At 69.2% G+C, this 25,195-nt stretch carries 22 protein-coding genes and 1 riboswitch; of the genes, 12 read left to right on the top strand and 10 right to left on the bottom strand.

The features are described 5' to 3' along the window. Positions 1-66: 66 nt before the first annotated feature. The 5 genes from ilvN to fdxA form a co-directional block, all read right to left on the bottom strand. The gene (gene ilvN / locus CCZ27_RS04360) at positions 67-384 is read right to left on the bottom strand and encodes an acetolactate synthase small subunit (protein ID WP_096445915.1); all 318 of its coding nucleotides are present in this window, start codon (positions 382-384) and stop codon (positions 67-69) included. Next, on the bottom strand, positions 384-2,051 hold the full coding sequence (ilvB, locus tag CCZ27_RS04355) for an acetolactate synthase large subunit (protein ID WP_096445913.1): 1,668 nt from the start codon (positions 2,049-2,051) through the stop codon (positions 384-386). Before ilvB ends, ilvN begins: the two co-directional genes overlap by 1 nt. A gap of 277 nt (positions 2,052-2,328) precedes the next feature. Beyond that, a complete protein-coding gene (locus CCZ27_RS04350; protein WP_096445911.1) occupies positions 2,329-3,996 on the bottom strand; it encodes a long-chain-fatty-acid--CoA ligase in 1,668 nt (555 codons plus the stop codon). Between the two features lie 146 nt (positions 3,997-4,142). Next, complete coding sequence (locus tag CCZ27_RS04345; protein WP_096445909.1) at positions 4,143-4,592, bottom strand: CBS domain-containing protein; 450 nt, start codon at positions 4,590-4,592, stop codon at positions 4,143-4,145. Positions 4,593-4,691: 99 nt separating this feature from the next. Next, on the bottom strand, positions 4,692-5,015 hold the full coding sequence (gene fdxA / locus CCZ27_RS04340) for a ferredoxin FdxA (RefSeq protein ID WP_096445907.1): 324 nt from the start codon (positions 5,013-5,015) through the stop codon (positions 4,692-4,694). A 263-nt stretch (positions 5,016-5,278) separates the two neighbouring features. Here fdxA and trxA point away from each other — a divergent pair, with 263 nt between their 5' ends. Next, positions 5,279-5,605: a thioredoxin TrxA gene (trxA, locus tag CCZ27_RS04335; protein ID WP_096445905.1), complete on the top strand. Its 327-nt coding sequence runs from the start codon at positions 5,279-5,281 to the stop codon at positions 5,603-5,605. Then, positions 5,589-7,037: a transcription termination factor Rho gene (gene rho / locus CCZ27_RS04330; protein ID WP_385961488.1), complete on the top strand. Its 1,449-nt coding sequence runs from the start codon at positions 5,589-5,591 to the stop codon at positions 7,035-7,037. Before trxA ends, rho begins: the two co-directional genes overlap by 17 nt. Before the next feature lie 77 nt (positions 7,038-7,114). Here rho and CCZ27_RS04325 read toward each other — a convergent pair whose 3' ends face one another. Continuing rightward, positions 7,115-7,969 carry a 3-hydroxybutyryl-CoA dehydrogenase gene (locus CCZ27_RS04325; RefSeq protein ID WP_096445903.1) on the bottom strand — a complete coding sequence of 285 codons (855 nt, stop codon included), beginning with the start codon at positions 7,967-7,969 and terminating at the stop codon, positions 7,115-7,117. Positions 7,970-8,156: 187 nt separating this feature from the next. Then, a riboswitch (cobalamin riboswitch) is annotated at positions 8,157-8,376 on the top strand. A gap of 155 nt (positions 8,377-8,531) precedes the next feature. Between CCZ27_RS04325 and cobO the strand changes: the two genes are divergently transcribed. The 10 genes from cobO (at position 8,532) to CCZ27_RS04275 (ending at position 19,571) form a co-directional block, all read left to right on the top strand. Next, entirely contained in the window at positions 8,532-9,143 is a 612-nt protein-coding gene (gene cobO, locus CCZ27_RS04320) for a cob(I)yrinic acid a,c-diamide adenosyltransferase (protein WP_096445901.1), read from the top strand. 17 nt (positions 9,144-9,160) lie between these two features. After that, positions 9,161-10,000: an ABC transporter substrate-binding protein gene (locus tag CCZ27_RS04315; protein WP_157748440.1), complete on the top strand. Its 840-nt coding sequence runs from the start codon at positions 9,161-9,163 to the stop codon at positions 9,998-10,000. A gap of 100 nt (positions 10,001-10,100) precedes the next feature. Then, complete coding sequence (locus tag CCZ27_RS04310) at positions 10,101-11,114, top strand: FecCD family ABC transporter permease (protein WP_096445897.1); 1,014 nt, start codon at positions 10,101-10,103, stop codon at positions 11,112-11,114. After that, entirely contained in the window at positions 11,111-11,899 is a 789-nt protein-coding gene (locus CCZ27_RS04305) for an ABC transporter ATP-binding protein (protein WP_096445895.1), read from the top strand. The genes CCZ27_RS04310 and CCZ27_RS04305 overlap by 4 nt, the downstream gene beginning before the upstream one ends. Then, positions 11,899-12,273, top strand: a complete 375-nt coding sequence (locus CCZ27_RS04300) for a DUF1636 family protein (protein ID WP_096445893.1) — start codon at positions 11,899-11,901, stop codon at positions 12,271-12,273. Before CCZ27_RS04305 ends, CCZ27_RS04300 begins: the two co-directional genes overlap by 1 nt. 20 nt (positions 12,274-12,293) lie before the next feature. Next, the gene (gene cobW, locus CCZ27_RS04295) at positions 12,294-13,373 is read left to right on the top strand and encodes a cobalamin biosynthesis protein CobW (RefSeq protein WP_096445890.1); all 1,080 of its coding nucleotides are present in this window, start codon (positions 12,294-12,296) and stop codon (positions 13,371-13,373) included. Continuing rightward, entirely contained in the window at positions 13,373-17,143 is a 3,771-nt protein-coding gene (gene cobN, locus CCZ27_RS04290) for a cobaltochelatase subunit CobN (protein ID WP_096445888.1), read from the top strand. The genes cobW and cobN overlap by 1 nt, the downstream gene beginning before the upstream one ends. After that, positions 17,140-18,168, top strand: coding sequence for a magnesium chelatase ATPase subunit I (locus CCZ27_RS04285; RefSeq protein WP_096445886.1), 1,029 nt, complete (start codon positions 17,140-17,142; stop codon positions 18,166-18,168). The genes cobN and CCZ27_RS04285 overlap by 4 nt, the downstream gene beginning before the upstream one ends. Next, positions 18,090-18,836, top strand: a complete 747-nt coding sequence (locus tag CCZ27_RS04280; protein ID WP_232516560.1) for a vWA domain-containing protein — start codon at positions 18,090-18,092, stop codon at positions 18,834-18,836. The genes CCZ27_RS04285 and CCZ27_RS04280 overlap by 79 nt, the downstream gene beginning before the upstream one ends. Before the next feature lie 54 nt (positions 18,837-18,890). Then, positions 18,891-19,571 (top strand): energy-coupling factor ABC transporter permease, encoded by a 681-nt coding sequence (locus CCZ27_RS04275; protein WP_096445884.1) that lies wholly within the window; start codon positions 18,891-18,893, stop codon positions 19,569-19,571. Positions 19,572-19,633: 62 nt separating this feature from the next. Here CCZ27_RS04275 and CCZ27_RS04270 read toward each other — a convergent pair whose 3' ends face one another. The 4 genes from CCZ27_RS04270 to CCZ27_RS04255 are packed head-to-tail and all read right to left on the bottom strand — an operon-like array spanning position 19,634 to position 25,195. Beyond that, positions 19,634-20,020, bottom strand: a complete 387-nt coding sequence (locus CCZ27_RS04270) for a hypothetical protein (protein ID WP_096445882.1) — start codon at positions 20,018-20,020, stop codon at positions 19,634-19,636. Beyond that, complete coding sequence (locus CCZ27_RS04265) at positions 20,010-20,873, bottom strand: alpha/beta fold hydrolase (RefSeq protein WP_096445880.1); 864 nt, start codon at positions 20,871-20,873, stop codon at positions 20,010-20,012. The genes CCZ27_RS04270 and CCZ27_RS04265 overlap by 11 nt, the downstream gene beginning before the upstream one ends. A 3-nt stretch (positions 20,874-20,876) precedes the next feature. Continuing rightward, positions 20,877-24,026, bottom strand: a complete 3,150-nt coding sequence (locus CCZ27_RS04260; protein WP_096445878.1) for an efflux RND transporter permease subunit — start codon at positions 24,024-24,026, stop codon at positions 20,877-20,879. After that, positions 24,023-25,195: an efflux RND transporter periplasmic adaptor subunit gene (locus CCZ27_RS04255; RefSeq protein ID WP_157748439.1), complete on the bottom strand. Its 1,173-nt coding sequence runs from the start codon at positions 25,193-25,195 to the stop codon at positions 24,023-24,025. Before CCZ27_RS04255 ends, CCZ27_RS04260 begins: the two co-directional genes overlap by 4 nt.

Here is a 25,195-nt window from a genome sequence, read left to right as displayed (position 1 = left end):
CCGAGTTTAGCACACGCCTTTTTGCGCCCTGCCGGCACCCGCCACGGGTGCCGTGCCACCGGGATTTCAGTGGAAGAAGTTCTCCAGACGCTCGAACACCTCGTGCTCCGCGCCGTGGTGCCGGACGGCAAGCACGTCCTCCAGCTTCTCGAGCTGGCGCACCATCTGGTCGAGCCGCTGGTCCTCGTAGACCAGCAGCCAGATGCGGCTGCGGCGCGTGTCGCTCATCGGCATGCAGAGGATGCCTTCGACGTTGAACGCACGGCGTGCGAAAAGATTGCAGATGTGGCTCATCACGCCCGGGTGGTTGTTCACCTCGAGCTCCAGCACAATCTTGGCGAAGCCGGCTTGCGGCAGCGGGTCGGCAACCTGCTCGATCATCATCAGCCTCCGATCATCTCGGTGTTGGCCGCACCGGGCGGCACCATGGGGTAGACAAACTGTTCGCGGTCGATCGACGCGTGGATCAGGCAGGGGCCCGGTTCGGCAAGCACCTGGGCGAGCGTCGCGCGCGGATTCTCGGCATCGTCGAGATTGAGCGCGGGGATGCCGAAGCCTTCCGCGATCTTCACGAAATCGGGCGCGCCGCGGTACTTGGACGCGAACACCCGCTTGCCGTAGAAGAGGTTCTGCTGCTGGTACACCAGGCCGAGCGAATTGTTGTTCATCAGCACGATCTTGACGTTCAGCCCTTCCTCGGCCAGCGTCGCCAGTTCCTGGATGTTCATCTTGAAGCTGCCGTCGCCGGAGAAGCACACCACCGTGCGCTCGGGTTCGGCCAGCGCGGCACCGATCGCCGCCGGCATGCCGAAGCCCATGGTGCCGAGGCCGCCGGAGGTCAGCCACTGGCGCGGGCGGCGGAAGGGATAAGCCTGGGCGACCCACATCTGGTGCTGGCCGACGTCGGTGGTGATGATCGCGCTGTCGTCGAGCGCGGCCGCCACCGCATGGACCAGGCCGTAGTGGGTGCGGGGATCGTCGGCGCCGGGCAACTGCATCGGAAAGCGCAGCTTCAGGCTTTCGACGTGCGACAGCCAGCGCTTGCGCAGCGTGACCTTCACCCGCGGCAGCAGGGCCTCGAGCGCGACGGTCACGTCGGCATGCAGGCCGACGTGCGCATTCCTGATCTTGTCCAGCTCGGAACGGTCGATGTCGATATGCACGATCTTCGCGTTCGGGCAGAACGAAGCGGCACGGCCGATCGCACGATCGTCGAAGCGGGCGCCGACGCACACCAGCAGATCGGCCTCCTCGAGCACGAAGTTGGTGTAGCGCGCACCGTGCATGCCGAGCATGCCGATCGACAGCGGATGGTCCATCGGCATGGCGCCGAGCCCCATCAGCGTCATGGTGGTCGGCATGCTGGCCTGCTCGGCCAGCGTCACGGCGAGCGCGGACGCGCCGGAATGCACCACCCCGCCGCCGAGATAGAGCACCGGGCGCTCGGCCTCGTTGATCAGGCGCGCCGCCGTCTCGAGCGCCTCCATGTCGAGTCCGGGCGCCGCGTCGGGCACCGCCGGCGCGGGAAAGCCGTCGAACTCGACGACCTGGTTCTGCACGTCCTTGGGCACGTCGACCAGCACCGGCCCGGGCCTGCCGGACATCGCGATGCGAAAGGCATCCGGAATCACCTCCAGCAGCTCGCGCGCCGAGCGCACCAGGAAGTTGTGCTTGGTGATCGGCACCGTGATGCCGTAGATGTCGACCTCCTGGAAGGCATCTGTGCCGATCATCGACTGCGGCACCTGGCCGGTGATGGCCACCAGCGGAATGGAGTCGAGACAGGCATCGGCGATCGCGGTGACCAGGTTGGTCGCCCCCGGCCCGCTCGAGGCGAAGCACACCTCGGGACGACCGGACACCCGCGCCATCCCCTGGGCCATGAAGCCTGCGCCCTGTTCGTGCCGCGCCAGCACGTGGTGGATCTCGTCCGTCTGCGACAGTGCGTCGTAGAGCGGGAGGATGGCACCGCCCGGAATGCCGCAGATGGTGCGCACACCCTGCCGCTCAAGAAGGCGCACGATCAGTTCCGCGCCGGTCATTTTCATCATGTGCTTCTCCTAGGATTGCTTCGCGACGACATCACCGGCGGCCCGAAAAAACAAAAACCCCCGCCGGCTGCGTGCGCCGACGGGGGTGTTGAATTCTGTTTTCCGACCCTGATCCGTTACGACGCGCGCCTGCCTACGCCTACTACTACGCGTACGGCTACAGCGACGAGGATTGCGGAAAAGCGGGTCATTTGCGTTCAGGCGGTATAGCGGTCGGAATGAAAACACGAAAAACAGGCAATGACAAGCACTCTGTTACAACTCGCCCTGCCGCGCGTCAACCGCCCGGGTCGCGCAAGGCGCGGCGCAGTATCTTGCCCACATTGGTCTTCGGCAGTTCGCTGCGGAACTCCACCCGGTGCGGCACCTTGTATGCGGTGAGGTTTTCGCGGCAATGGGCGATGATCTGCTGTTCGGTCAGCGCAGGGTCCTTGCGCACGATGAACACCTTCACCGCCTCGCCGCTGCGCTCGTCGGGCACGCCGACCGCCGCCACCTCAAGCACGCCCGGATGGCTCGCGACCACGTCCTCGACCTCGTTGGGATACACGTTGAAGCCCGACACCAGGATCATGTCCTTCTTGCGGTCCACGATGCGGATGAAGCCCTGATCGTCCATCACCGCGATGTCGCCGGTGCGCAGGAAACCGTCCGGGGTGAACGCGCGCGCGGTGTCCTCCGGGCGGTTCCAGTAGCCGCCGGTGACCTGCGGGCCCTTCACGCACAGTTCGCCGCGGGCTCCGATCGGCTGCTCCACGTCGTCGTCGTCCCGGATGCTGACCTCGGTGGAGGGCACCGGCAGGCCGATGGAGTGGTTGAACCCGGGCAGATCCAGCGGATTGATCGTCACCGCCGGCGAGGTCTCGGTGAGGCCGTACGCCTCGACGAGCAACCTGCCGGTGACACGCTGCCATTTCTCCGCCACCGCCTGCTGCACGGCCATGCCTCCGCCCAGCGAGATCTTCAGCGCGGAAAAGTCCAGCCGCGCGAAATCCGGGTTGTTCAGGAGCGCGTTGAACAGCGTGTTGACCCCGGTGATCGCGGTGAAGCGGTAGCGGCCGAGTTCCTTCACGAAAGCCGGAATGTCCCTGGGGTTGGTGATGAGGACGTTGGTGGCGCCGAGCTTGAAGAAGGTCAGGCAGTTCGCTGTCAGGGAGAAGATGTGATAGAGCGGCAGCGCGGTGATGATGATTTCCTCGCCATCGCGCACGTGCGGCGCGATCCACGCGTGAGCCTGCTGCAGATTGGCGATGATGTTGCCGTGGGTGAGCACCGCGCCCTTGGCCACCCCGGTGGTACCGCCGGTGTATTGCAGGAAGGCGATGTCGCCCGGCCCCACCTCGACCGGCGCCAGTTCGTGGGCCGCCCCCCGCGCCAGCGCGTCCGAGAAGCGGATCGCGCCGTCCAGTTGCCAGGGCGGAACGAGCTTCTTCACATGGCGGACGACGAAATTCACGATCGTCCGCTTGGGAAGATCCAGCATCTCTCCCAGGCTGGTCACGACGAGGTGCCGCAGCGCCAGGCTCCGGCCGACCTGCTGCAGGGTGTGGGCGAAGTTCTCGAGGATGACGATCGCCTCGGCCCCCGCATCGGCAAGCTGATGCTCCAGCTCGCGCGCGGTATAGAGCGGATTGACGTTGACGACGGTATAGCCGGCGCGCAGCGCACCGAAGAGGGCGATCGGATACTGCAGCAGATTGGGCATCATCAGCGCGACGCGGCTGCCCCGGGGCAGCTCCAGTTCCTGCTGCAGGAACGCGGCAAACTGACTCGACCGCTGCTCCAGCTCGGCATAGGTGATCGCCTTGCCCATGCAGACGTACGCAGGACGCGCCGCAAACCGCCGCACGCCTTCGTCGAAGAGTTCCCCGATGGACCGATAGGCGCCGGCATCGATCTCCGCAGGGACGCCGTGGGGATAGTTCCTGAGCCAGATCTTCTCCACCTTGCCTCCTCCCCTGGAAAATCCCTTCGCCCCGTCCGCAGGCATCCCGGCGGCGGCGCAGGGCAATCAGGATGGCTTCCACCCGGCGTCGCGGGCGGGCGCCGGTTCGAAAGCGGGCATCCGAACCGCGACGCCCGGGGAATGCGTCAGCCTTCGCCTTCCTCGGCGGGCCAGTTGCGGATGTAGTTCTTCAGCATGCGGTTCTCGAAGCTCTGTTCTTCCAGGACGGCCTTGGCGACGTCGTGGAAGCTCACCACGCCCAGCAGCGTTCCGCCATCCATCACCGGCAGGTAGCGTTGATGGTGTTCCACCATCAGGCGGCGCAGTTCGTCCATCTCCATGTTGGGCGATGCCGACAGCGGGTCGTGGAGCATGGCCTGCTCGACGCTGACCGACTCCCAGGACGCGGCTGCCTGCTGGACGGCCTTGAGGACCTCGCGGAAAGTCAGCAGCCCGACCATCTGTCCGCGCGAGAAAACGACGAGCGACCCGACATCCTGCTCGTTCATGATGGCGATGGCTTCCACGACGCTCTTGTTCGGCGCGATCGTGTAGAGCACCTTGCCCTTGATCGCGAGGATCTCGCTCACCAGCATTTTCTTCTCCCTGACGTTCTGTCGAATGGTCGGCTGTCACACGGTTGCACCATATTAGTGCAATGCCGCGAGTGCACCTAGCTCACGGCCCCGCCCCGATCAGCGCTTCAGCTCACCGAACTTGCCGCGCACCTTGGCCCATTCCTCGGCGTCCGGCAGCGGGTCCTTGCGCTCGACGATGGGCTTCCACTGCTTGGCCAGTTCGGCATTGAGCGCGGTAAAGTGCTCCTGACCGGCCGGCACGTCGTCCTCGGCGAAAATCGCCTCGACCGGGCATTCGGCAACGCACAGCGTACAGTCGATGCACTCGTCGGGATCGATCACCAGGAAATTCGGCCCTTCGCGGAAGCAGTCCACCGGGCAGACGTCGACGCAGTCGGTGTATTTGCAGCGAATGCAGGATTCGGTCACAACGTATGTCATTGCCGGTTCTCTCCTTGAATGCCCCGGACGCGGACGACTTCGCCCGGCCGGGCGATCGTATATTAGTCCAGCGTTTTGCGTTTCCGCCACGTGACGCATGCGGCAGGCCCGCGAAACGGGACATCTTCTTGACGGCGAGCGCTCGTTCGCATAAGTTGTTGAAAAAAATTTTCCGGGGGCGCTCCCACGCCCCCTGGTCTCCGGGTCAGCTTCGGCCCACCTCCCATCCAGATCCCATCCTTACGCCCCTGTTGCGAGGAACCATGAGCGAGCATATTCATTATGTGACCGACGGCAACTTCGACGCCGAAGTGCTGCAGTCCGACACCCCGGTGCTGGTCGACTACTGGGCCGAATGGTGCGGCCCGTGCAAGATGATCGCCCCGATTCTCGACGATGTTGCCAAGGATTACGCCGGCAAGCTGAAGGTCGCCAAGCTCAACATCGACGAAAACCAGGAAACCCCCGCCAAGTACGGCATCCGTGGCATCCCCACGCTGATGCTGTTCAAGGGTGGCAACGTCGAGGCGACCAAAGTCGGCGCCCTTTCCAAATCTCAACTGACCGCCTTCATTGACAGCAACATCTAAGCCGGACGCTCCGGCCCGTTCTCGCGGTCCTTCGCGCGCCCGTCGCCGCGGGCCCCGCAACCGCGACGGTAATTCCCCCCAGAACTCCGCTCCCGACAACGACCTGCTCGATTTCGACGGGTCGCTCGAGGAGGGATCGTCCATGTCCTCCGAAAGCTCGATTCCCGCGCTGCATCTGTCGGAACTGAAGGCGCTCCACGTCAGCGAACTGCTCGACATGGCGGTGGCGGCAGACATCGAAGGCGCGAACCGCCTGCGCAAGCAGGAACTGGTGTTCGCGCTGCTGAAGAACCGGGCACGAAAGGGCGAGCCGATCTGCGGCGATGGCGCGCTTGAAGTGCTGCCCGACGGCTTCGGCTTCCTGCGCTCGCCCGATACTTCGTATCTCGCCGGGACGGACGACATCTACGTGTCGCCGTCGCAGATACGTCGCTTCAACCTGCGCACGGGCGACACGATCGAGGGCGAGATCCGCACGCCGAAGGACGGCGAGCGCTACTTCGCGCTGGTGAAGCTCGACAAGATCAACGGCCGGCCTCCCGAGGAGTGCAAGCGCAAGATCCTGTTCGAGAACCTCACGCCGCTGCATCCGCAGGAATGCCTCAGGCTCGAGCAGGAAACCCGCGGCGAGGAGAACATCACCAGCCGGGTGATCGACATGATCGCGCCGATCGGCAAGGGCCAGCGCGGCCTGCTGGTCGCACCGCCCAAGAGCGGCAAGACGGTCATGCTGCAGCACATCGCGCATTCGATCACCGCCAACCACCCCGACGTGGCGCTCATCGTGCTGCTGATCGACGAGCGTCCCGAGGAAGTGACCGAGATGCAGCGCTCGGTGAAGGGCGAAGTCGTCGCCTCCACCTTCGACGAGCCGGCATCGCGCCACGTGCAGGTCGCCGAGATGGTGATCGAGAAGGCCAAGCGCCTCACCGAGCACAAGCGCGACGTCGTCATCCTGCTGGACTCGCTGACGCGCCTGGCACGGGCCTACAACACCGTCGTGCCGGCCTCCGGCAAGGTGCTAACGGGCGGCGTCGACGCCAACGCGCTGCAAAAGCCCAAGCGCTTCTTCGGCGCGGCGCGCAACATCGAGGAAGGCGGGTCGCTCACCATCATCGCCACCGCGCTGATCGATACCGGCAGCCGCATGGACGACGTGATCTACGAGGAATTCAAGGGCACCGGCAACATGGAGCTGCACCTCGACCGGCGCATGGCGGAAAAGCGCGTGTATCCGGCGATCAACGTCAACCGTTCCGGCACGCGGCGGGAAGAACTCCTGCTCAAGCCCGACGTGCTGCAGAAGGTCTGGATCCTGCGCAAGCTGCTGTACGGCATGGACGACATCGACGCGATGGAATTCCTGCTCGACAAGATCAAGGCCACCAAGAGCAACGCCGAGTTCTTCGACGCGATGCGCTCCGGACGCTGAACCGGCCAGCCGGCAAGAAAAAAGCCACCGCGAGGTGGCTTTTTTTCATTCCGCCGGCGCCGTGCGGCGCCCGGCGCTCACTTCGTATAGGTGTAGAAGCCCTTGCCCGTCTTGCGGCCGAGATAGCCGGCTTCGACCATTTCCACCAGCAGCGGGGCGGGACGGTACTTCGGGTCCTTGGTGCCCTCGTACAGCACCTGCATCACCGCCAGTTCCACGTCGAGGCCGATCAGGTCGCACAGCGCCAGCGGTCCGATGGGGTGGTTGCAGCCCAGCTTCATGGCTTCGTCGATCTGGTCGGCCGTCGCCAGCCCCTCGGCGAAGGTGAAGATCGCCTCGTTGATCATCGGGCACAGCATGCGGTTGACGACGAAGCCCGGGCTGTTCTTGACCTTCACCGGCGTCTTGCCGATCGCCTTGGCGAGGTCTTCGACCGCGCTGAAGGTGCCCGCCGACGTCTGCAGGCCGCAGATGATCTCGACCAGGGCCATGATCGGCACCGGGTTGAAGAAGTGCATGCCGATGACCTGCTCGGGGCGCTTCGTGCCCGCGGCCAGCAGGGTGATGGAGATCGACGAAGTGTTGCTGGCGATGATCGCATCCGGGCCGAGGATCGCGTCCAGGTCGGCGAACACCTTCAGCTTGAGATCGACGTTCTCGCTGGCGGCCTCGATCACCAGGTCGCAGGCGGCGAGGTCCTGCAGCGTCGTGGTGGTCGTGATCCGGGCCAGCGTCGTGGCCTTGTCGGCCTCGGTGATCTTCTCGCGCTTGATCAGGCGGTCCATGCTGCCGGCGATGGTCGCCATGCCGCGCTCCACCTGGGCTGCGGCGATGTCCATCATGACGACATCGAGACCCGCGACCGCGCACGCCTGGGTGATGCCGCTGCCCATCGTGCCTGCCCCTACGACTCCGACCTTCCTGATTTCCATCGTCTGTCACCTATCGATGCGTTGTACGGCCTGGCGGCGGGCGGCGCCATCGATGCACGACGTGCCCATGCCGGGAAAGTGGACAGGACTCTAGCGGATAGCCGGGCGGCTCGCCACCGTCGGGGCGACGTACCCGGCCACTGCCGGAAGCGGCCGCATTGCCGGCCTATCCCGCCCGGGCGTATAGTTCGGCCAGCATCGATCGGGAGCCCCGCCGCACGTCCGTGCCCGGGGTGAAACGGGAAGTCCGGTGACGCAGGCGTTCCAGACGCCCGCCATCCCGGCGCAGCCCCCGCTGCTGTAAGCCCGACGGCGCCGTCAATGAGACCACTGGGAATGCTCCCCGGGAAGGCGACGGCGACCGGACGACGGCGAGCCAGAAGACCGACCCGTTCGACTACACAGGTGAGCGCCCCGGGGTGTGGGCTGGTTGCCGACTGGTCCTGCGGGTACCTCACCCAGCCTCGATTCAGCCGCAACGCAGACTGTGCGCCGCAACGGGCGCACGCCAGCAGCAATCCCCGCACCGTGGCGCCGGCATACCCATCGAGGAGCCCGCGGCATGGACGAGGACAAGAAGCTGAGCCACAACGCACGCATGCAGCGCAAGAAGGAAGTCGTGGATGCGGCCATCGAACGTGCCCGCGAAGAGCGGGGCATCGTCATCCTCATCACCGGCAACGGCAAGGGCAAGACCACCTCGGCCTTCGGCACCCTGTACCGCGCGCTCGGCCACGGCCGGCGGGCCGGCGTGGTGCAGTTCATCAAGGGCACGCAGGCCACCGGCGAGGTCACCTTTCTGCAGCAGAGCTCCGCCGCTGCCGCGGTGCAATACCACGCCATGGCCACCGGCTTCACCTGGAACACCCAGGACTGGGACGCCGACAAGCGCGCCGCCGACGAGGCGTGGGCGCAGGCCGCGCGCCTGCTGCGCGACCCCGCGGTCGACCTGGTGCTGCTCGACGAACTCACCTACATGCTCAAGTACCGCTACCTCGACACCGCCGCGGTGGTGGAGGCGATCCGCAGCCGCCCGCCGATGCAGACGGTGATCGTCACCGGCCGCGCGGCGAAGCCCGAGCTGGTGGAACTCGCCGACACCGTGAGCGAGATCGCCGACTGCAAGCACGCCTTCAAGGCCGGTGTGAAGGCACAGCCCGGCATCGACTTCTGATGCGCCGCCGGTTCGCCATGCTCCCGCTCGCGGCATCCCTGCTCGCCGCCGCATCGCTCCCGGCGGACGCCGCCGCCCCGCTGCCACGGGTGATGTCGACCAACCTGTGCGCCGACGTGCTGCTGCTCTCGCTCGCCGATCCGGCGCAGATCGTGTCGGTGTCGGCGAAAAGCCAGGACCCGGCGCGTTCGTCGCTCGCCGCCCGCGCGGCGCGCTTTGCCTCCAATACCGGCAGCGCGGAGGAAGTCATCGCCGCGCGGCCGGACATCGTGCTCGCCTCGCGGCGCTGGCAGGCGCACCACCAGGCGGCGCTGTTCGGGCGCCACGGCATCGAGATCGTCACCGTGCCCTTTCCCGACGACTGGACGGGCATCTTCGACAGCACGCGCAGGATCGGCGCCCGGATCGGCCGCGCCGAGGCCGCCGCGGCGCTGGTCGCCGAAGTCCAGGCCCGCCTTGCCGTGCTGCGGCGCGACACGCCGGCTGCGCAAGCCCTCTACCTGCGCCCGAACGGCGGCACCGCCGGCGCCGGGACGCATGTGAACGCCGTGCTCCAGGCCGCCGGCCTGCGCAACCACGCCGCCGAGACCGGCCGCAGCGGCTGGGGCCGCGCCTCGCTCGAGGACGTGGTGGCGGCCCCGCCCGAACTCATCGTCACCAGCCACATGGTGCACGACACCACCTATGCCCGCGCCGGCTTCAGCCGCCATCCGCAGATGCGCGCCATCGCCGCCTCGCGTCCGCTGCTGTCGCTGAGCCACAACGACTGGGGCTGCAGCAACTGGCAGCTCGTGGAGGCGGCCGAAGAACTCGCCGCCGGCCTGCGCCGCCTGCCGCCACCGGAGACGCGGCGATGAGCGCCGCTGCACGGCCGCCCGAAGCAGGGCTCGTTCCTCACGGCCAGCCTGCCCGGGCAGCGCGAAGCATTGCGTCGCGCAGCGACAGGAGCTTGGTCCGGTGAGACACCTTACGCTCAACGCCCTGCTGCCCGCCGCGCTGACGCTGCTCGCGCTGGTCTCGCTCGCGATCGGCCCGGTGCCGCTCGGCCTCGCCGACGTCGCCGGCGCGCTGCTGCCCGCCGGCGATGCGGCCACCAGCGAACTGCTGCAGCGCCGGCACACCATCGTCACCGATATCCGCCTGCCGCGCGTGCTGCTCGCCATCCTCGTCGGCGCCTCGCTGGGCATGGCCGGGGCCGCGCTGCAGGGCCTGCTGCGCAATCCGCTGGCCGAGCCCGGCCTGCTCGGCGTGAGCGCGAGCGCCAGCCTGGGCGCGGTGCTGTGCCTGTATTTCGGCCTCGCCGCGGTCAGCCTGTGGCTGCTGCCGGTGGCCGCCATGGGCTGCGCGGCGCTCGCCACGCTGGTGCTCTACCTCGTCGCCCGCCGCGGCGCCGGCAACCTCACGCTGATCCTCGCCGGCATCGCCCTGTCGTCGCTCGCCGCCGCGCTCACCTCGCTCGCGATCAACCTCGCGCCCACGCCCACCGACGTGCAGGACATCGTGCTGTGGCTGCTGGGCTCGCTGGCCGACCGCAGCTTCGACGACATCCGCCTGTGCCTGCCCTTCGTGCTCGCCGGCCTGGCGCTGCTGCTGTCCTGCGGGCGCCAGCTCGACGCCCTCACGCTGGGCGAGGACGAGGCCGCGAGCCTGGGGGTGAATCTTCCCCGGCTGCGCGCCCGCGTGGTGCTCGGCACGGCGCTGTGCGTGGGCGCCAGCGTCGCGGTGACCGGCGCGATCGGCTTCGTCGGCCTGGTCGTGCCGCACATGCTGCGCCGCGCGGTCGACTATCACCCGTCGCGCCTGCTGGTGGCCAGCGCCTTCGGCGGCGCGCTGCTGCTGCTCGGCGCAGACGTGGTGCTGCGCCTGGTCAGCGGCAGTCACGAGCTGATGCTGGGCGTGGTCACCGCGCTGATCGGCGCGCCCTTCTTCCTTGCGCTGGTACTGCGCGAACGGCTGGGGAGTGCCGCATGACCCTGCTCGACGCCGTCTCGCTCACGGTGCGCCGCGGCGGCGCGGTGCTGGTCGCCGACGTTTCGGTCCGCGTCGCCCGCGGCGAGCTTTTCTGCCTCATCGGCCCGAATGGCGCGGGCAAGAGCAGCCTGCTGCGCGCGATCGCCCAGCTCGCGCCGCACGAAGGCCGCACGCTGCTCGACGGCGTCGCCCTCGACGCGCTGCCGCCCGCCGTGCGCGCCACGCGCCTGGCCTACCTCGCCCAGGGCGACAACGCCGCCTGGCCGCTCACCGTGCGCGACTTCGTCGCCCTCGGCCGCCTGCCGCACGGCCGCAAGGACGCCGCGAACCGCGCGGCCGTCGATGCCGCTCTCGCCCACATGCATCTCGATGCGCTCGCCAGCCGCCGGCTCGACCAGCTCTCCGGCGGCGAGCGTGCGCGGGCGCGGCTCGCCCGCGCGCTCGCGGTGGAAGCGCCGCTGCTGCTCGCCGACGAACCCGTCGCCGCGCTCGATCCCTACCACCAGTTGAGCGTCATGGAACTGCTGCGCCGCCAGTGCGCGCTCGGCCGCAGCATCGTCGTGGTGCTGCACGACCTCACTCTCGCCAGCCGCTTCTGCGACCGCGTGCTGCTGATGCACCGGGGCCGCGCGGTGGCCTGCGGAACACCGCGCAGCGTGCTCACCCCGGCCAACCTGCAGCGCGTCTACCGGGTACAGGCGATGCACGGCGAGCACGAGGCCGAGACCTACGTCGTGCCCTGGCGCTGCCGCCCCGAGCCGGCCCTGCAGGCGGAGACGTCCTGATGCATGCCACCCTCACCCTGTGTTCCACCTGCGGCTACGACCCGGCGGCCCCCGAGGCCGAGCGCCCCGGCGAACGCTTCGCCCGGCGCATCGAGGCGCGCATCGCCGAGCGCGGCGCCCCCGCACTGCGCCTGGAACGCACCGCCTGCCTGATGGCCTGCAAGCGCCACTGCACCGCGGCCCTGCGCGCACCCGGCAAGTACGCCTACGTGCTGGGCGATTTCGCCGCCGACGATGACGCCGCCGACGCGCTGCTCGACTACGTCGCCCGCTACCAGGCTTCGGACACCGGCGTGGTGCCGTACAAGCAGTGGCCCGAAGGCGTCAGGGGCCATTTCATCGCGCGCCTGCCGCCACCGGGCGGCAGCCTGTAACCGACCACCCGGAGAACCCCATGTCCCCCCGTCCGAAGATCCCCGCCACCATCGTCACCGGCTTTCTCGGCAGCGGCAAGACCACGCTGCTGCGCCACATCCTCGCCAACGCGCAGGGCCGGCGCATCGCGGTGATCGTCAATGAATTCGGCGAACTCGGCATCGACGGCGAGATCCTGCGCGGCTGCGGCATCGGCTGCGAGGAAGACGGCCGCGAGAAGGCCGGCGAGCTGTACGAACTCGCCAACGGCTGCCTGTGCTGCACCGTGCAGGAGGCGTTCTACCCGGTGATGCGCGAACTCATCGCCCGCCGCGACGAACTCGACCACATCCTCATCGAAACCTCCGGGCTCGCCTTGCCCAAGCCGCTGGTGCAAGCCTTCAACTGGCCGGAGATCAAGACCGCCTGCACGGTGGATGCGGTGATCACCGTGGTCGACGTGCCCGCCGCCGCATCCGGCCAGTTCGCCGCCGATCCGCGCGCGGTGGACGCCCAGCGCCGCGCCGATCCCAACCTGGACCACGAATCGCCGCTGCACGAACTGTTCGAGGACCAGCTCCTGGCCGCCGACCTCGTCGTGCTGTCCAAGACCGACCTGGCCGACGCAAGCGCGCGTGCCGCGGTCGAGGCCCTGGTGCGCGAGGAACTGCCGCCCGAGGTGAAGGTGGTGGCGAGCGACAACGGCCGTGTCGACCTGGACCTGATCCTCGGCCTCGAAGCCGCGTCGGAAGACGGCATCCACCTGCGCGCCAGCCACCACGACCACGAAGAGGGCGAAGAGCACGATCACGACCACGACGCCTTCCATTCGGTGGTGGTGAATCTGCCGGCGGTGGACCGCGAGCGCCTGCTCGACATCCTGCACGGGCTCGTCCAGGCCCACGCCATCTACCGCATCAAGGGCTTCGTCGCCGTCGCCGGCAAGCCGATGCGCCTGGTGGTGCATGGCGTCGGCCGCCGCTTCGACAGCTACTTCGACCGCCGCTGGCATGCCCACGAGACGCCCCGCACCCATCTCGTGCTGATCGGCGAGGATCTCGACGCCGCAGCGCTCACCAGCGCGCTGCAAGGCGCCGCCCTGGCCGGGGCGGCGGCCTGATGCACCTGCTCGCCGCCCAGCCGGGCGGATTCGTCGAGGACGATTCGGTCGTCACCCGCATCGCGCAGGAGCCGGCCGACATCGTCATCCTCAGCGCCGCGGACACCACGCTGGCGCTGCTCGCGGCCGCCTGCCCCGACGCGGCGGACTACCCCTCGGTACGGCTGGCGAACCTGCTGCACCTGCGCCAGCCGGCCTCGGTGGACCTCTACGTCGACGACGTGCTGCAACACGCCCGCGTGGTCATCATCGACCACCTCGGCGGCGAGAGCTACTGGCCCTACGGCACCGAGCGCGTGGGCGAGGTCTGCCGCGCGCGCGGCATCGCGCTGGCGATGTTCTCCGGCGACACCGGCGAAGACCTCAACCTGCTCATGAAGGGCACGGTGGAGATCGAACTCGCGCGCGCGCTGTGGCGCTACCTGCGCGAGGGCGGGCCGGCGAACGCGCGCAACTTCTACCGCTTTCTCGGCGCGCACTTCTTCGGCCTGCCCGGCGAACCCGAACCGCCGCGCCCGCTGCCCGGCGTGGCGGTGTTCCACCCGCGCCACGATCTGGGCACCGTGGCTGCCTGGCGCGCGGACTGGCTGGCGGACGCCCCCTGCGTGCTGCTGCTCTTCTACCGCGCCCACCTGCAGGCCGGCAACACGGCGGTCTTCGCCCACCTGTGCGACGTGCTGCTGGCCAAGGGTATGAACCCCCTGCCGCTCGCGCTCACCTCGCTGAAGGACACGCTGTGCGTGGACACCGTGCGCAGCCTCGCCGCCGCGCACGACGCCGCGCTCATCCTCAACACCACCGCCTTCTCGCAATCGGCGCTCGACGAGCCCGGCGACCACGCCCTCGCGGGCGACATCCCCGTGCTGCAGCTCGTGCTCTCCGGCGGCAACGAGGCGGCGTGGCGTGCCGACGCCCACGGCCTCGCGCCGCGCGACATCGCCATGCACATCGCGCTGCCCGAGGTGGACGGCCGCATCATCACCCGCGCGGTGAGCTTCAAGGGCCTCGACCACCACTGCGAGCGCACCCAGAGCGACGTCGTGCAGTACCGCCCCGAGCCCGGCCGCATGGCGTTCGTCGCCGAACTCGCGCGGCGCTGGTGCCGGCTGCGGGCGCTGCCCGAGGCGGACAAGCGCCTCGCGCTGATCCTCGCCAACTACCCCACGCGCGAAGGCCGGCTCGGCAACGGCGTGGGGCTGGACACCCCGGCCTCGGTGATCGCGATCCTCGAACGCCTGCGCGCCGAAGGCTACGCCGTCGCCGACATCCCCGCGCACGGCGACGCGCTGATGGAACGGCTCAAGGAAGGCATCACCAACGATCCCGGGCACTGGGCGCTGCGCCCCGCGCGCCAGAGCCTGGCGCTGGCCGACTACCTCGCCTTCTTCGCACGCCTGCCGGCGGCCAGCCGCGAGGCCATCGTCGCGCGCTGGGGCGAGCCGCACGCCGACCCGATGCTGCGCCAGGGCCGCTTCATGCTCGCCGGCCTGCGCTGCGGCCAGATCTTCGTCGGCATCCAGCCCGCGCGCGGCTACCAGCTCGACCCGCTGGCGAGCTACCACGACCCCGACCTCGTGCCGCCGCACCACTACCTCGCCTTCTACTGCTGGCTGCGCGAGGCGTGGCGCTGCGACGCCATCGTGCATGTCGGCAAGCACGGCAACCTCGAATGGCTGCCGGGCAAGAGCGTGGCGCTGTCCGGGGAATGCTGGCCGGACCTCGCGTTCGGCCCCATGCCCCATCTCTACCCCTTCATCGTCAACGACCCCGGCGAAGGCACGCAGGCCAAGCGCCGCGCCCAGGCGGTGATCGTGGACCACCTGATGCCGCCGCTGACGCGCGCCGAAAGCTACGGCCCCACGCGCGATCTCGAACGCCAGGTGGACGAGTACTACGAAGCGCTGATGCTGGACGGGAACCGCGCCGGACTGCTGCGGCGGCAGATCCTCGACCACATCCTGCGCCACGACCTGCACCGCGACCTCGGCCTCGCGCCGCCCGCCACCGCCGAAGAAGAGCAACTGCTGCTGAACCGCACCGACGCCTACCTGTGCGAACTCAAGGAAGCGCAGATCCGCGACGGCCTGCACGTCTTCGGCACCTCGCCCGCGGGGCGCCTGCGCCGCGACACCCTGCTCGCGCTCGCCCGGCACCCGGTGGGCGACGGCCGCGGCCCCAGCCAGGGCCTGACCCGCGCACTGGCCGCCGACCTCGCCCTGGGCGCGGACTTCGACCCGCTCGATGCCGACTGGAGCCAGCCCTGGCAGGGACCGCGCCCGGCAGTGCTCGCGGCCGTCGACCCGAGCCCCTGGCGCAACGCCGGCGACACCCGCGAACGCCTCGAACTCCTCGCGCTCGACGTGCTGGAAGCCGGATTGCCGGCAGCCGGCATCCGCTGGGAACACACCCGCGCGGTGCTGGAACGCATCGACGGCGAACTGCGCCCGCGGCTGGACGCCTGCGGCGAACAGGAACTGCACCAGCTCATGCGCGGACTCGCCGGGCGCTTCGTGCCGCCCGGCCCGAGCGGCGCGCCGTCCCGCGGCCGCCCCGACGTGCTGCCCACCGGACGCAATTTCTACTCGGTCGACACCCGCGCCGTGCCCACGCGGACGAGCTGGACACTGGGCCAGCGCTCGGCCGCGCGCATGGTCGAGCGCTACGTCCAGGAGCACGGCGACTACCCGCGCGCCATCGGCCTGTCGGTGTGGGGCACCGCCACCATGCGCACCGGCGGCGACGACATCGCCCAGGCGTTCGCGCTGATCGGCGTGCGCCCCAAGTGGTCGGACGGCAGCCACCGCGTGGCGGACTTCGAGATCCTGCCGATGTCGCTGTCCGACCGCCCGCGCATCGACGTGACGCTGCGCGTATCCGGCTTTTTCCGCGACGCCTTCGCCAACGTCATCCGCCTGTTCGACGCCGCGGTGCAGGCGGTCGCCGGGCTGGACGAGCCCGAGGACGTCAACCCGATCCGCGCCCGCATCCTGCGCGAGACCGCCGCCCTGCGGGCCGAAGGCATGGCGGACGCCGACGCCCGCCGCCATGCCGGCCACCGCGTGTTCGGCGCCAGGCCGGGTGCCTACGGCGCCGGCCTGCAGGGCCTCATCGACGGCCGCCACTGGGACGGCGACGCCGACCTCGCCCGCGCCTACCTGGAATGGGGCGGCCACGCCTACGGCCGCGACGACTACGGCAGCGAGGCGCGGACCACCTTCGCACGCCGGCTGGCGGGCATCGAACTGGTGATGCACAACCAGGACAACCGCGAGCACGACCTGCTCGACTCCGACGACTACTACCAGTTCCAGGGCGGCATGGCCGCGGCGGTGCGCCACTTCGGCGGCACCCGGCCGGCGATGTACTTCGGCGACCACAGCAACCCCGGCTCACCCGCGATCCGCTCGCTGGAAGAGGAAATCAGCCGCGTGGTGCGCAGCCGCGCGACCAATCCGAAATGGATCGCCGGCGTGAAGCGCCACGGCTACAAGGGCGCCTTCGAGATGGCGGCCACCGTGGACTACCTCTTCGCCTTCGACGCCACCGCCCGCGTGGTGCGCGACGACCAGTACGCCCGCGTGGCCGACGCCTACCTGGAAGACCCCGACACCCGCGATTTCCTCCAGCGCCACAACCCCGACGCGCTGGGCGAGATCTGCGAACGCCTGCTCGAAGCCATGGACCGCGGCCTGTGGCAGCAGCCCGGCGACTACCGCGAACGCATCGAGCAGCACCTGCTCGCCGCCGAGCGGCATCTGGAAGAACGATGAACGACAGCCCGCACGAAGCCGCATTCCCGCCGGCCTTCCCCTTCACCGCGCTGCACGGCCAGCCGCTGCTGCAGACCGCGCTGCTCATCGCCACCGTCGATCCGCTGATCGGCGGCGTGCTCGTCGAAGGCCCCCGCGGCACCGCGAAATCCACCGCGGCGCGCGCGCTCGCGGCCCTGCTGCCGGGCGGGCGCTTCGTAAACCTGCCGCTGTCCGCCAGCGAGGAACGGCTCGTCGGCTCGCTCGACCTCGAAGCCGCGCTGCAGGACGGCCAGGTGCGCTTCCACCCCGGCCTGCTCGCCCGCGCGCACGAGGGCGTGCTCTACGTGGACGAGGTCAACCTGCTCGCGGACGGCCTGGTCGACCTGCTGCTCGACGTCTGCGCGAGCGGCGTGAACCGCATCGAGCGCGACGGCATCAGCCACGCCCATCCGGCGCGCATCACCCTGGTCGGCACCATGAACGCGGAAGAAGGCGAACTGCGGCCGCAACTGCTGGACCGCTTCGGCCTCTTCGTGCGCCTGGGAGACACCCTGCCTCCCGCCGGGCGCGAAGCCATCGTGCGTGCGCGGCTGGCCTTCGACGCCGATCCGGCCGCCTTCGCCGCGCGCCTCGAGCCCGCGCAGCGCGCGCTCGCCGCACGCATCGCCGCCGCGCGCACCACCCTGCCCGCCGTGGATTTCGACGACGCCAGCCACCAGCGGGTCGCGGCGCTGTGCCATGCCGCCGCGGTCGAGGGCGTGCGCGCCGACCTCGTCATGCTGCGCGCCGCCCGCGCCCACGCGGCGCTCGACGGCCGCACCCGCATCGAGGATGGAGACATCGATGCGGTGGCCGAACTCGTGCTCGCCCACCGGCGGAAGACGGACGAGCCCCCGCACGACACCCCGCAGGCGCAACCACAACCGCGGTCCGACGCCGCGCCGCCGCCGGCGGACGACGCCGAGTGGGGCGCACTGCCGCCGCAGGCCGTACCCATCCAGGCCGTCAAGAACGTGAGGCCGCTGCATGCAAAAAAGTACTGACGCGTCCGGCGGCGCCCGGCCGGGGCGCCGCCGGACGCGTCGGCAATCCCTCCCGCAAAGGCCGGCCGGCCCGCCTGCCGGGCCTGCGCATCGACTGGCCACGCACGCTTGCCGCCAAGGGCACGGCGCGGCTCGGCCGCGGCCATCTGCGCCACCGTCCGCCGCCGGCCGGCAGCGCCACCCTGCACTGCCTGCTGCTCGACTGCTCCGCCTCCATGCTGCGCGGCCGGCGCCTGGCACTCGCCAAGGGCCTGCTGCTGGCGTGGACCTCGCGCATCTACCGGCGCCGCGAAGCGCTCGCGGTGATCGGCTTTGCGGGCAGTACCGCGCACGTACTGCAGCCGCCGCGCAAGGCGGTGGCCTTCAACGAAGGCTGGATCGCCGCCATCGCCGGCGGCGGCGGAACGCCGGCGGCCTCGGCGGTGGCCCTGGCCGACCGGCTGCTGGCGCAGCACAGGCGCCGCACGCCGGGCGGGCGCATCGCGCTGTGGCTGCTGTCGGACGCGCGCTTCGCCGAACTGCCGCCGCGTCCGCTGCATGCCGACCACTGCACGGTGATCGATTTCGACGACGGCCCCGCCGCCCTCGGCCGCGCGCGGCGTCTCGCGCACGCATGGGATGCGGACTGCGTGTCCGCCCGCAGCCTGGCCGCGGCGGGCGGCCGGTGACGCAAACCCCTTGAACCTCTTCAACCGCAGCGTTTCACCACAGGAGAAAGCACCATGCACATCGAACCCGGAATCGTCGAAGGAGCCAAGCTCCTGCTGAGCTACGGCACCGCCGCCGCCGCCCTGGGCTACACCGCGAAGCTCGCCTTCGGCACCATCAGGCGCGACGGCGCCGCATCCCTCGCCCTGCGCGCGGCGATCGCCACTGTCCTGGTGTTCAGCTTCTTCGAAGTCCTGCCCCACCACCCGGTGGGCGTCTCCGAAGTGCACCTGATCCTCGGCTCCACCCTGCTGCTGCTCTTCGGCGCCGCGCCGGCCGCCATCGGGCTGGCCGCCGGCCTGCTCACCCAGGGCCTCTTCTTCGCGCCCTTCGACCTGCCCCAGTACGGCATCAACGTCACCACCCTGCTGGTGCCGCTCTTCGCCACCGCCGCGCTCGCCCGCCGCATCATCCCGGCCGACACCGCCTACGTGGACATCCGCTACGCCCAGGCTCTCAAGCTTTCCGTCGCGTACCAGGGAGGCATCGTCGCGTGGGTCGCCTTCTGGGCCTTCTACGGCCAGGGCATGGGCGCCGAAAACCTGCAGAACGTCGCCAGCTTCGGCGCGGCCTACATGAGCGTCGTGATCCTCGAACCCCTCGTCGACCTCGCCGTCCTCGCCGCCGCGAAGACCCTGCACCGGCTGAAGGGCAGCATCGCGATCGAGAAGCGGCTGTACGAGCCCGCGGCCTGATCCGCCGCACGAACCGCCCCGGCAGTGGCTGCCGGGGCGGATGCAGGAAGCGTTGCCGCAGATCAGTCCAGCTTTCTGACCTTGACCTTCCTGACGACGCCCTGCGCGTCGAACTGGACGATCATCTCGCGGTCGGTATGGACCATCTGCATTGCATCGGTGACGTCGCCGACGATGGGGATGAAACTGACCAGCAGGGGCACGTCCAGCACGTCGCTGAATATCCACACCTGGCTCCCGTCGTCATCGACGAAGCGCTCGCTGGCCTCCCCGATCAGGCGGCCGACGTCGTCCCGGGTGGTCACGCCGACGACGATCGAACGCGAGGGGTCGTCCATCACGGCACGGGACGCGCTCGTGCTGGCGCAGCCCGACATTCCGGACCCCAGCATCAGGGCCAGCATCGCGGCGGCGGCGCGGCGGCGCGCGCCGGAAAGTTCAAGGCGCATGGTTCGGGCGGCTCCTCTGCAGATCGGCGGCCAGCCCCTTGACGGCGGCCAGTACCTCTTCCGGGCTGTCCTTCTGGATGTAGTGCCCCGAATCCCACACGGTCTGCAAGCGAGGCACGCCGAGCAGGCGCAGCCAGTCGCGGCGCAGCGAATTGATCATCTCCTGGTACGCGCCCTGCTCCTCGGAACGGAATCGCCCGCTCACCAGCAGGCGGGTCGGCAGGCCGAGCGGCTTGGCGAGGTCGAGACGGTCCAGGCACGCGGCCTGGGCATCGAACTCGGCCCGGTCGGTGCTGCTGAATGCCGCGAATCTCAGCACCTTGATGAGATCCGCGCTGCGGGGACTGGATTTCTGCATCGTCTCCCAGTGGCGCGGATGGGTCGGGTCCAGCAGGACGAGCCCGGCCACGTCGTCCGGATAGAGCTTGGCATAGACGTACTGGTACAGGCCTCCCAGCGAATGGCCGACCAGGATGTAGGGTGGCTGGACCCCCGCCTGCCGGAGCAGCGCCCGCTGCTCTGCCGCGATGGTGCAGGGGTCGCGCGCTGCCTTGGTCGCCGGATTGTCTCCGCGGCCGGGCCGGTCGATGGCGATGACCATGTTTTCGCGGGCCAGGCCGGGCATCAGCTTGTCCCAACTGCTTCTGTCGTCCTGGAGGCCGGCCTGGAGGACGATCGCCGGCGTGCGGGAGGAACCCGCGCGGACGTAGGCCGCCGTCTCCTTCTGGCCGGCGATCGCCCGGCCGCTGCCTCCGCCGCCGGAGCCCGGCACCGCGGCGCACCCCGCCAGCGCGGCCATTGTCGTTGCGACGAGCAGTCTGGCAAGTGGGGAACCGCGCGTTATCGATACCATGGTTCAGTCCTGTGTGAAGGAATCGGATGACGGACGCGGGCCGCCCGCAGCGGCGGGTGCAAGGGTGCGGCCCGGCGGGCTGGGATGCTTTGCGAACCAGCCCCGGATGCGTGCCTGCAGGCCGTCCACGAGTTCGTAGACGACGGGGACCACCAGCAGGCTCAGGAAGGTCGAGGACAGCAGGCCGCCAATGACGACCACCGCCATCGGCGCACGGAAACTGGGATCGCCCTGCAGGCCGACCGCCATCGGCAGCATCCCCGCGACCATCGCGACGGTGGTCATGACGATCGGGCGCGCCCGCTTGCGGCAGGCGTCGAGGATCGCCTCGACCCGCGGCATGCCGTGATCGCGCTGCGCCATGATGGAGTAGTCCACGAGCAGGATCGAGTTCTTCGTCACCACGCCCATCAGCATGATGATGCCGATCATGGAGGGCATCGAGAACCCGAAATCCAGCATCCACAATGCCGCGAACGCGCCCCCGACGGACAATGGAAGCGCCGACAGGATGGTGCCGGGCTGCATGAAGTCGTTGAACAGCAGTACGAGCACGATGTACACGCTCAGGATGCCGGCGAGGATGGCGAGCGCGAAGTGCGACATCAGCTCCTGCTGCGCCTCGAGGTCGCCGATGGCGATGTGGGTCACGCCGCCCGGCAGCTTCTGCATGGCGGGCAGCGCGTCCACGAGCTTTGCCGCGTCGCTGAGCGGCCGGCCGTTCAGCTCGACGTCGACGGTGACGTAGCGGGAACGATCCAGCCGGTCGATGCGCGAGGGGCCGCTTTCGATGCCGAGCGTCGCGACGCTGGAGAGGGGGACGGTGCCCGTCTTGGCCGGGACGCGGAGCTGCGACAGGGTGTCGAGATCGTGGCGCGACCTGTCGTCGAGCTGGACGCGGATCGGCACCTGCCGGGACGGCAGGTTGAGCTTGGACAGGTTGGTGTCGATGTCCCCCCCGGTCGCCACGCGCAGGACATGGCTGATGGCGAGCGTCGAGACCCCGAGGTCCGACGCGCGCACCGGATCGCGGCGAATCACGATCTCCGGCCGCAGCAGGCTGGCCGAGGTGTTCACGTTGCCGAAGCCCGACAAGGTGCGCATCTCGCGCGCAAGCTCGAATGCCGTCTTCTGCAGCAGATCGGCATCGTCGCCGGCCAGCACCACCGCGTATCTCTCGCCGGCATCGCCGGAACCGATCGAGAAGCGCGCGCCGTGGACGCCGGCCAGACGCTTGCGCAGCGCATCCTCCACCTGCTGGCGCGTCCGGTCGCGCTTCTCGTGCAGCGACAGCAGCATGACGCCGGTATCCACGTCGCCGATGCCGCCGTTGCTGTCGCCGCCGAGCTGGGCACCCATCCCGATCGACGCAAACACGCTCTTCACCTCGGGCTCCTGCATCGACGCGACGCGCGCCGCCTCGACCACGGACGCCGTGTGGGCGAGATCCTCGCCCGGCGGCACGGTGACGTTGATCGTGATCTCGTGCGAATCGTCGGCCGGGATGAAATCCACCGGCAGCGAAGACGAAAGCACCAGCGAAACGAAGAAGAACGCTCCCGCGGCGAGGCAGGTCTTCAGCGGATGGGCGAGACACCAGGCGGCGGTCGCGAGGTAGCCGCGCATCAGGCGGCCCGGCTCGTCCGCTTCGTCGTGCGCCTGCTCGGGCAGCGCTTTCGGGGCCCGGAGCAGGTAGGCGCACATCATGGGCGTGAGCAGGCGCGCCACCACCAGCGAGCCGATCACGGCCACCGACGTGGTCCATCCGAACTGCTGGAATATGCGCCCGGAGACGCCGCCGATGAAGGCCGTCGGCAGGAACACCGCGACCAGCGCGAACGACGTGGCGATGACCGCCATGCCGATCTCGTCGGCCGCCTCGAGCGCCGCCTGGAAGGGCGTCTTCCCCATCCTGACGTGGCGAACGATGTTCTCGACCTCCACGATCGCATCGTCTACCAGCACCCCGACGACGAGCGTCAGCGCCAGCAGCGTCACCGTGTTCAGCGTGTAGTCGAGCAGATACATCACGAGGAACGTCGGGATGATGGAAAGCGGCAGCGCGATCGCCGAGATCATGGTCGCGCGGCGGTCGCGCAGGAACAGCCACACCACCACCACCGTCAGCAGCGCGCCCTCGTAGAGCGCGCGCATGGAGGTCTCGTACTGCTCGGAAGTGAACGCGACGGTGTCGCCGACCTCCGTGATCGTGACCGCCGGATACTTGTCCCGCAGCGCCTGAACGGCGGCGCGGATGTCGTTCGCCACCGTGACTTCGCTCGTGCCCTGCGCCTTGATCACCTGGAAGCTGACGATCCCGCGGCCGTCCAGCAAGGCCATGTTGCGCCGTTCCGAGACGCCGTCGCGCACGCTCGCCAGATCGCCGAGGCGCACGCTGTGCAGGCCGGCGCCCAGCGGGATCGGCAGCGCCGCGAGGTCGGCGACCGACCCCACGAGCCCCACCGAACGCAGCGACTGCTCGCCTCCGCCCACCTTGCCGTACCCTCCGGCAGCATCCTGCTGGACCAGCAGGATCTGCTGCGCCACGTCGGCCACCGTCACGTTCATCGACTGCAGCCGGGTCGGGTCCAGTTCCACGAGGATCTCGCGCCGGACGCCGCCATGGCGCATGACCGAGCCGATGCCGGAAACCGTCATGAGCGCCTTGCCGACGGTATCGTCGACGAACCACGACAGATCGACTTCGTCCATCGTCCCGGATTCCACCGCGAAGGTGAGGATCGGCGAACCGGAGGTCTTCACCCGCGCGATGAACGGGTCGCGCACGTCGGCGGGCAGGCTCCCGCGCACGGACGAGACCGCGTTGCGCACCTCCTCCATCGCATCGCGCATGTCCTTGTCGATGCGGAACGTGATCGTCGTCTCGGAGGCCCCTTCGATGACCGTCGTCGAGATGTGCTCGACCATGCCCAGGTTCGCGAGCGAGGACTCGATCTTGCGCGTGACCTCGGTCTCCATCTGCGTCGGCGTCGCGCCGGGAAACACGATGCCGACGGTGATCGCCGGCAGTTCGATGTCCGGCAGATCCTGGATCTGCATGCGGTTGAAGCCGAACAGGCCGCCGATCGTCAGGACGGCGAAGAGAAGCAGGGCCGGGATCGGCCGGCGGATGGACCACGCCGAGAAGTTCATGGCCGATCCGTCGCCGCGAGAGGTTGATCCGCGCCGGGCTGCTGCACCACCCGCACCTTGTCGCCCTCGTCGAGGAATGCGCCCCCGCTGGCGACGATCCTGTCGTCCGGCCCCAGCCCGCCGAGCAGTTCCACGTCGTTGCCGCGCCGGCCGCCCACGGTCACCTTGGTCGGCTTGACGATGTCGCTGCCGTCCACTTTCATCACGTAGTTGAAGCCGTCGCGCATCACCAGCGCAGCCCGGGGAATGGTCGTCGCGGAACGCCGATCGACGAGGAAGTCCCCGGTCACCAGCACGCCCGGCTTGATGACCGTGCTCGGCTCGACGTCGACATAGACCAGCGAGATGCGCGACTCCAGGTCGGCCGTCGGCGCGATCTGGCGCACGCTCCCGTGCACGACGTTGCCCAGCGGATCGCGCAGTTCGACCCCCTGTCCCGGCTGGAGCTTCGCCTGCTGTTCCGGCCGGAGTTCCGCCCGCCACTCCACGCGCCCCTTGCGGATGAGCTTGAAGAGGTCACCCTCGGCCTCGCTGAGGGCGCCGACCCTGGCGCTGCTGATGGCGATGACGCCGTCGTCCGGCGCGACGATGCGGGTGTAGCGCTTGCGCAGTTCGAGCGCCTTCACCTGCGCCTGGGCGATGGCCACCTTGGCCGCGCCGGTCTTGGCCGCGGTCTCGTACTGCAGAAGATCCTGCAGGCTGATCGCCCGCGAGACATCCAGCTTGCGCGCCCGCTCCAGCGACAGTTGCGCCTGCGCGAGATTGGCCTCGGCCTCGGCGAGGACCGCGCGCTGAAGATTCAGCTCGACGGTGACGCTGGCGTCGTCCAGGCGCGCCAGCAACTGCCCCTTGCGTACGGAGTCCCCTTCCTTGACGGGTACCTCGACGACGCGGACGCCGCTGATCTCGGCGCCGATGCTCACCAGTTGCCAAGGCTGGATGTTTCCGCTGGCATGGAGGCGCTCGGTCCATTCCTGCTGCTGCGGCGTGATCAGCGAAACGGTCAGCGCCGGCTTCGGCGCCGCCTCGGATGGCACCGAAGAAACCGCCTCGTCGCATGCGCTCAGGACCACCGCCGCCAGCATCGGCAAGGCGGCGAGCAACAATGAACGGAAAGGTGCCGCCCGGGTATGCGGGCGGTGGGCTGCTAGGTCAGTCGTGGTGATCAT

The organism is Thauera sp. K11, from assembly GCF_002354895.1.
GTDB classification, from domain to species: Bacteria; Pseudomonadota; Gammaproteobacteria; order Burkholderiales; family Rhodocyclaceae; genus Thauera; species Thauera sinica.
The sequence above is the reverse complement of the archived record's forward strand: the minus strand, read 5'-3'. Positions and strand labels throughout refer to the sequence as shown.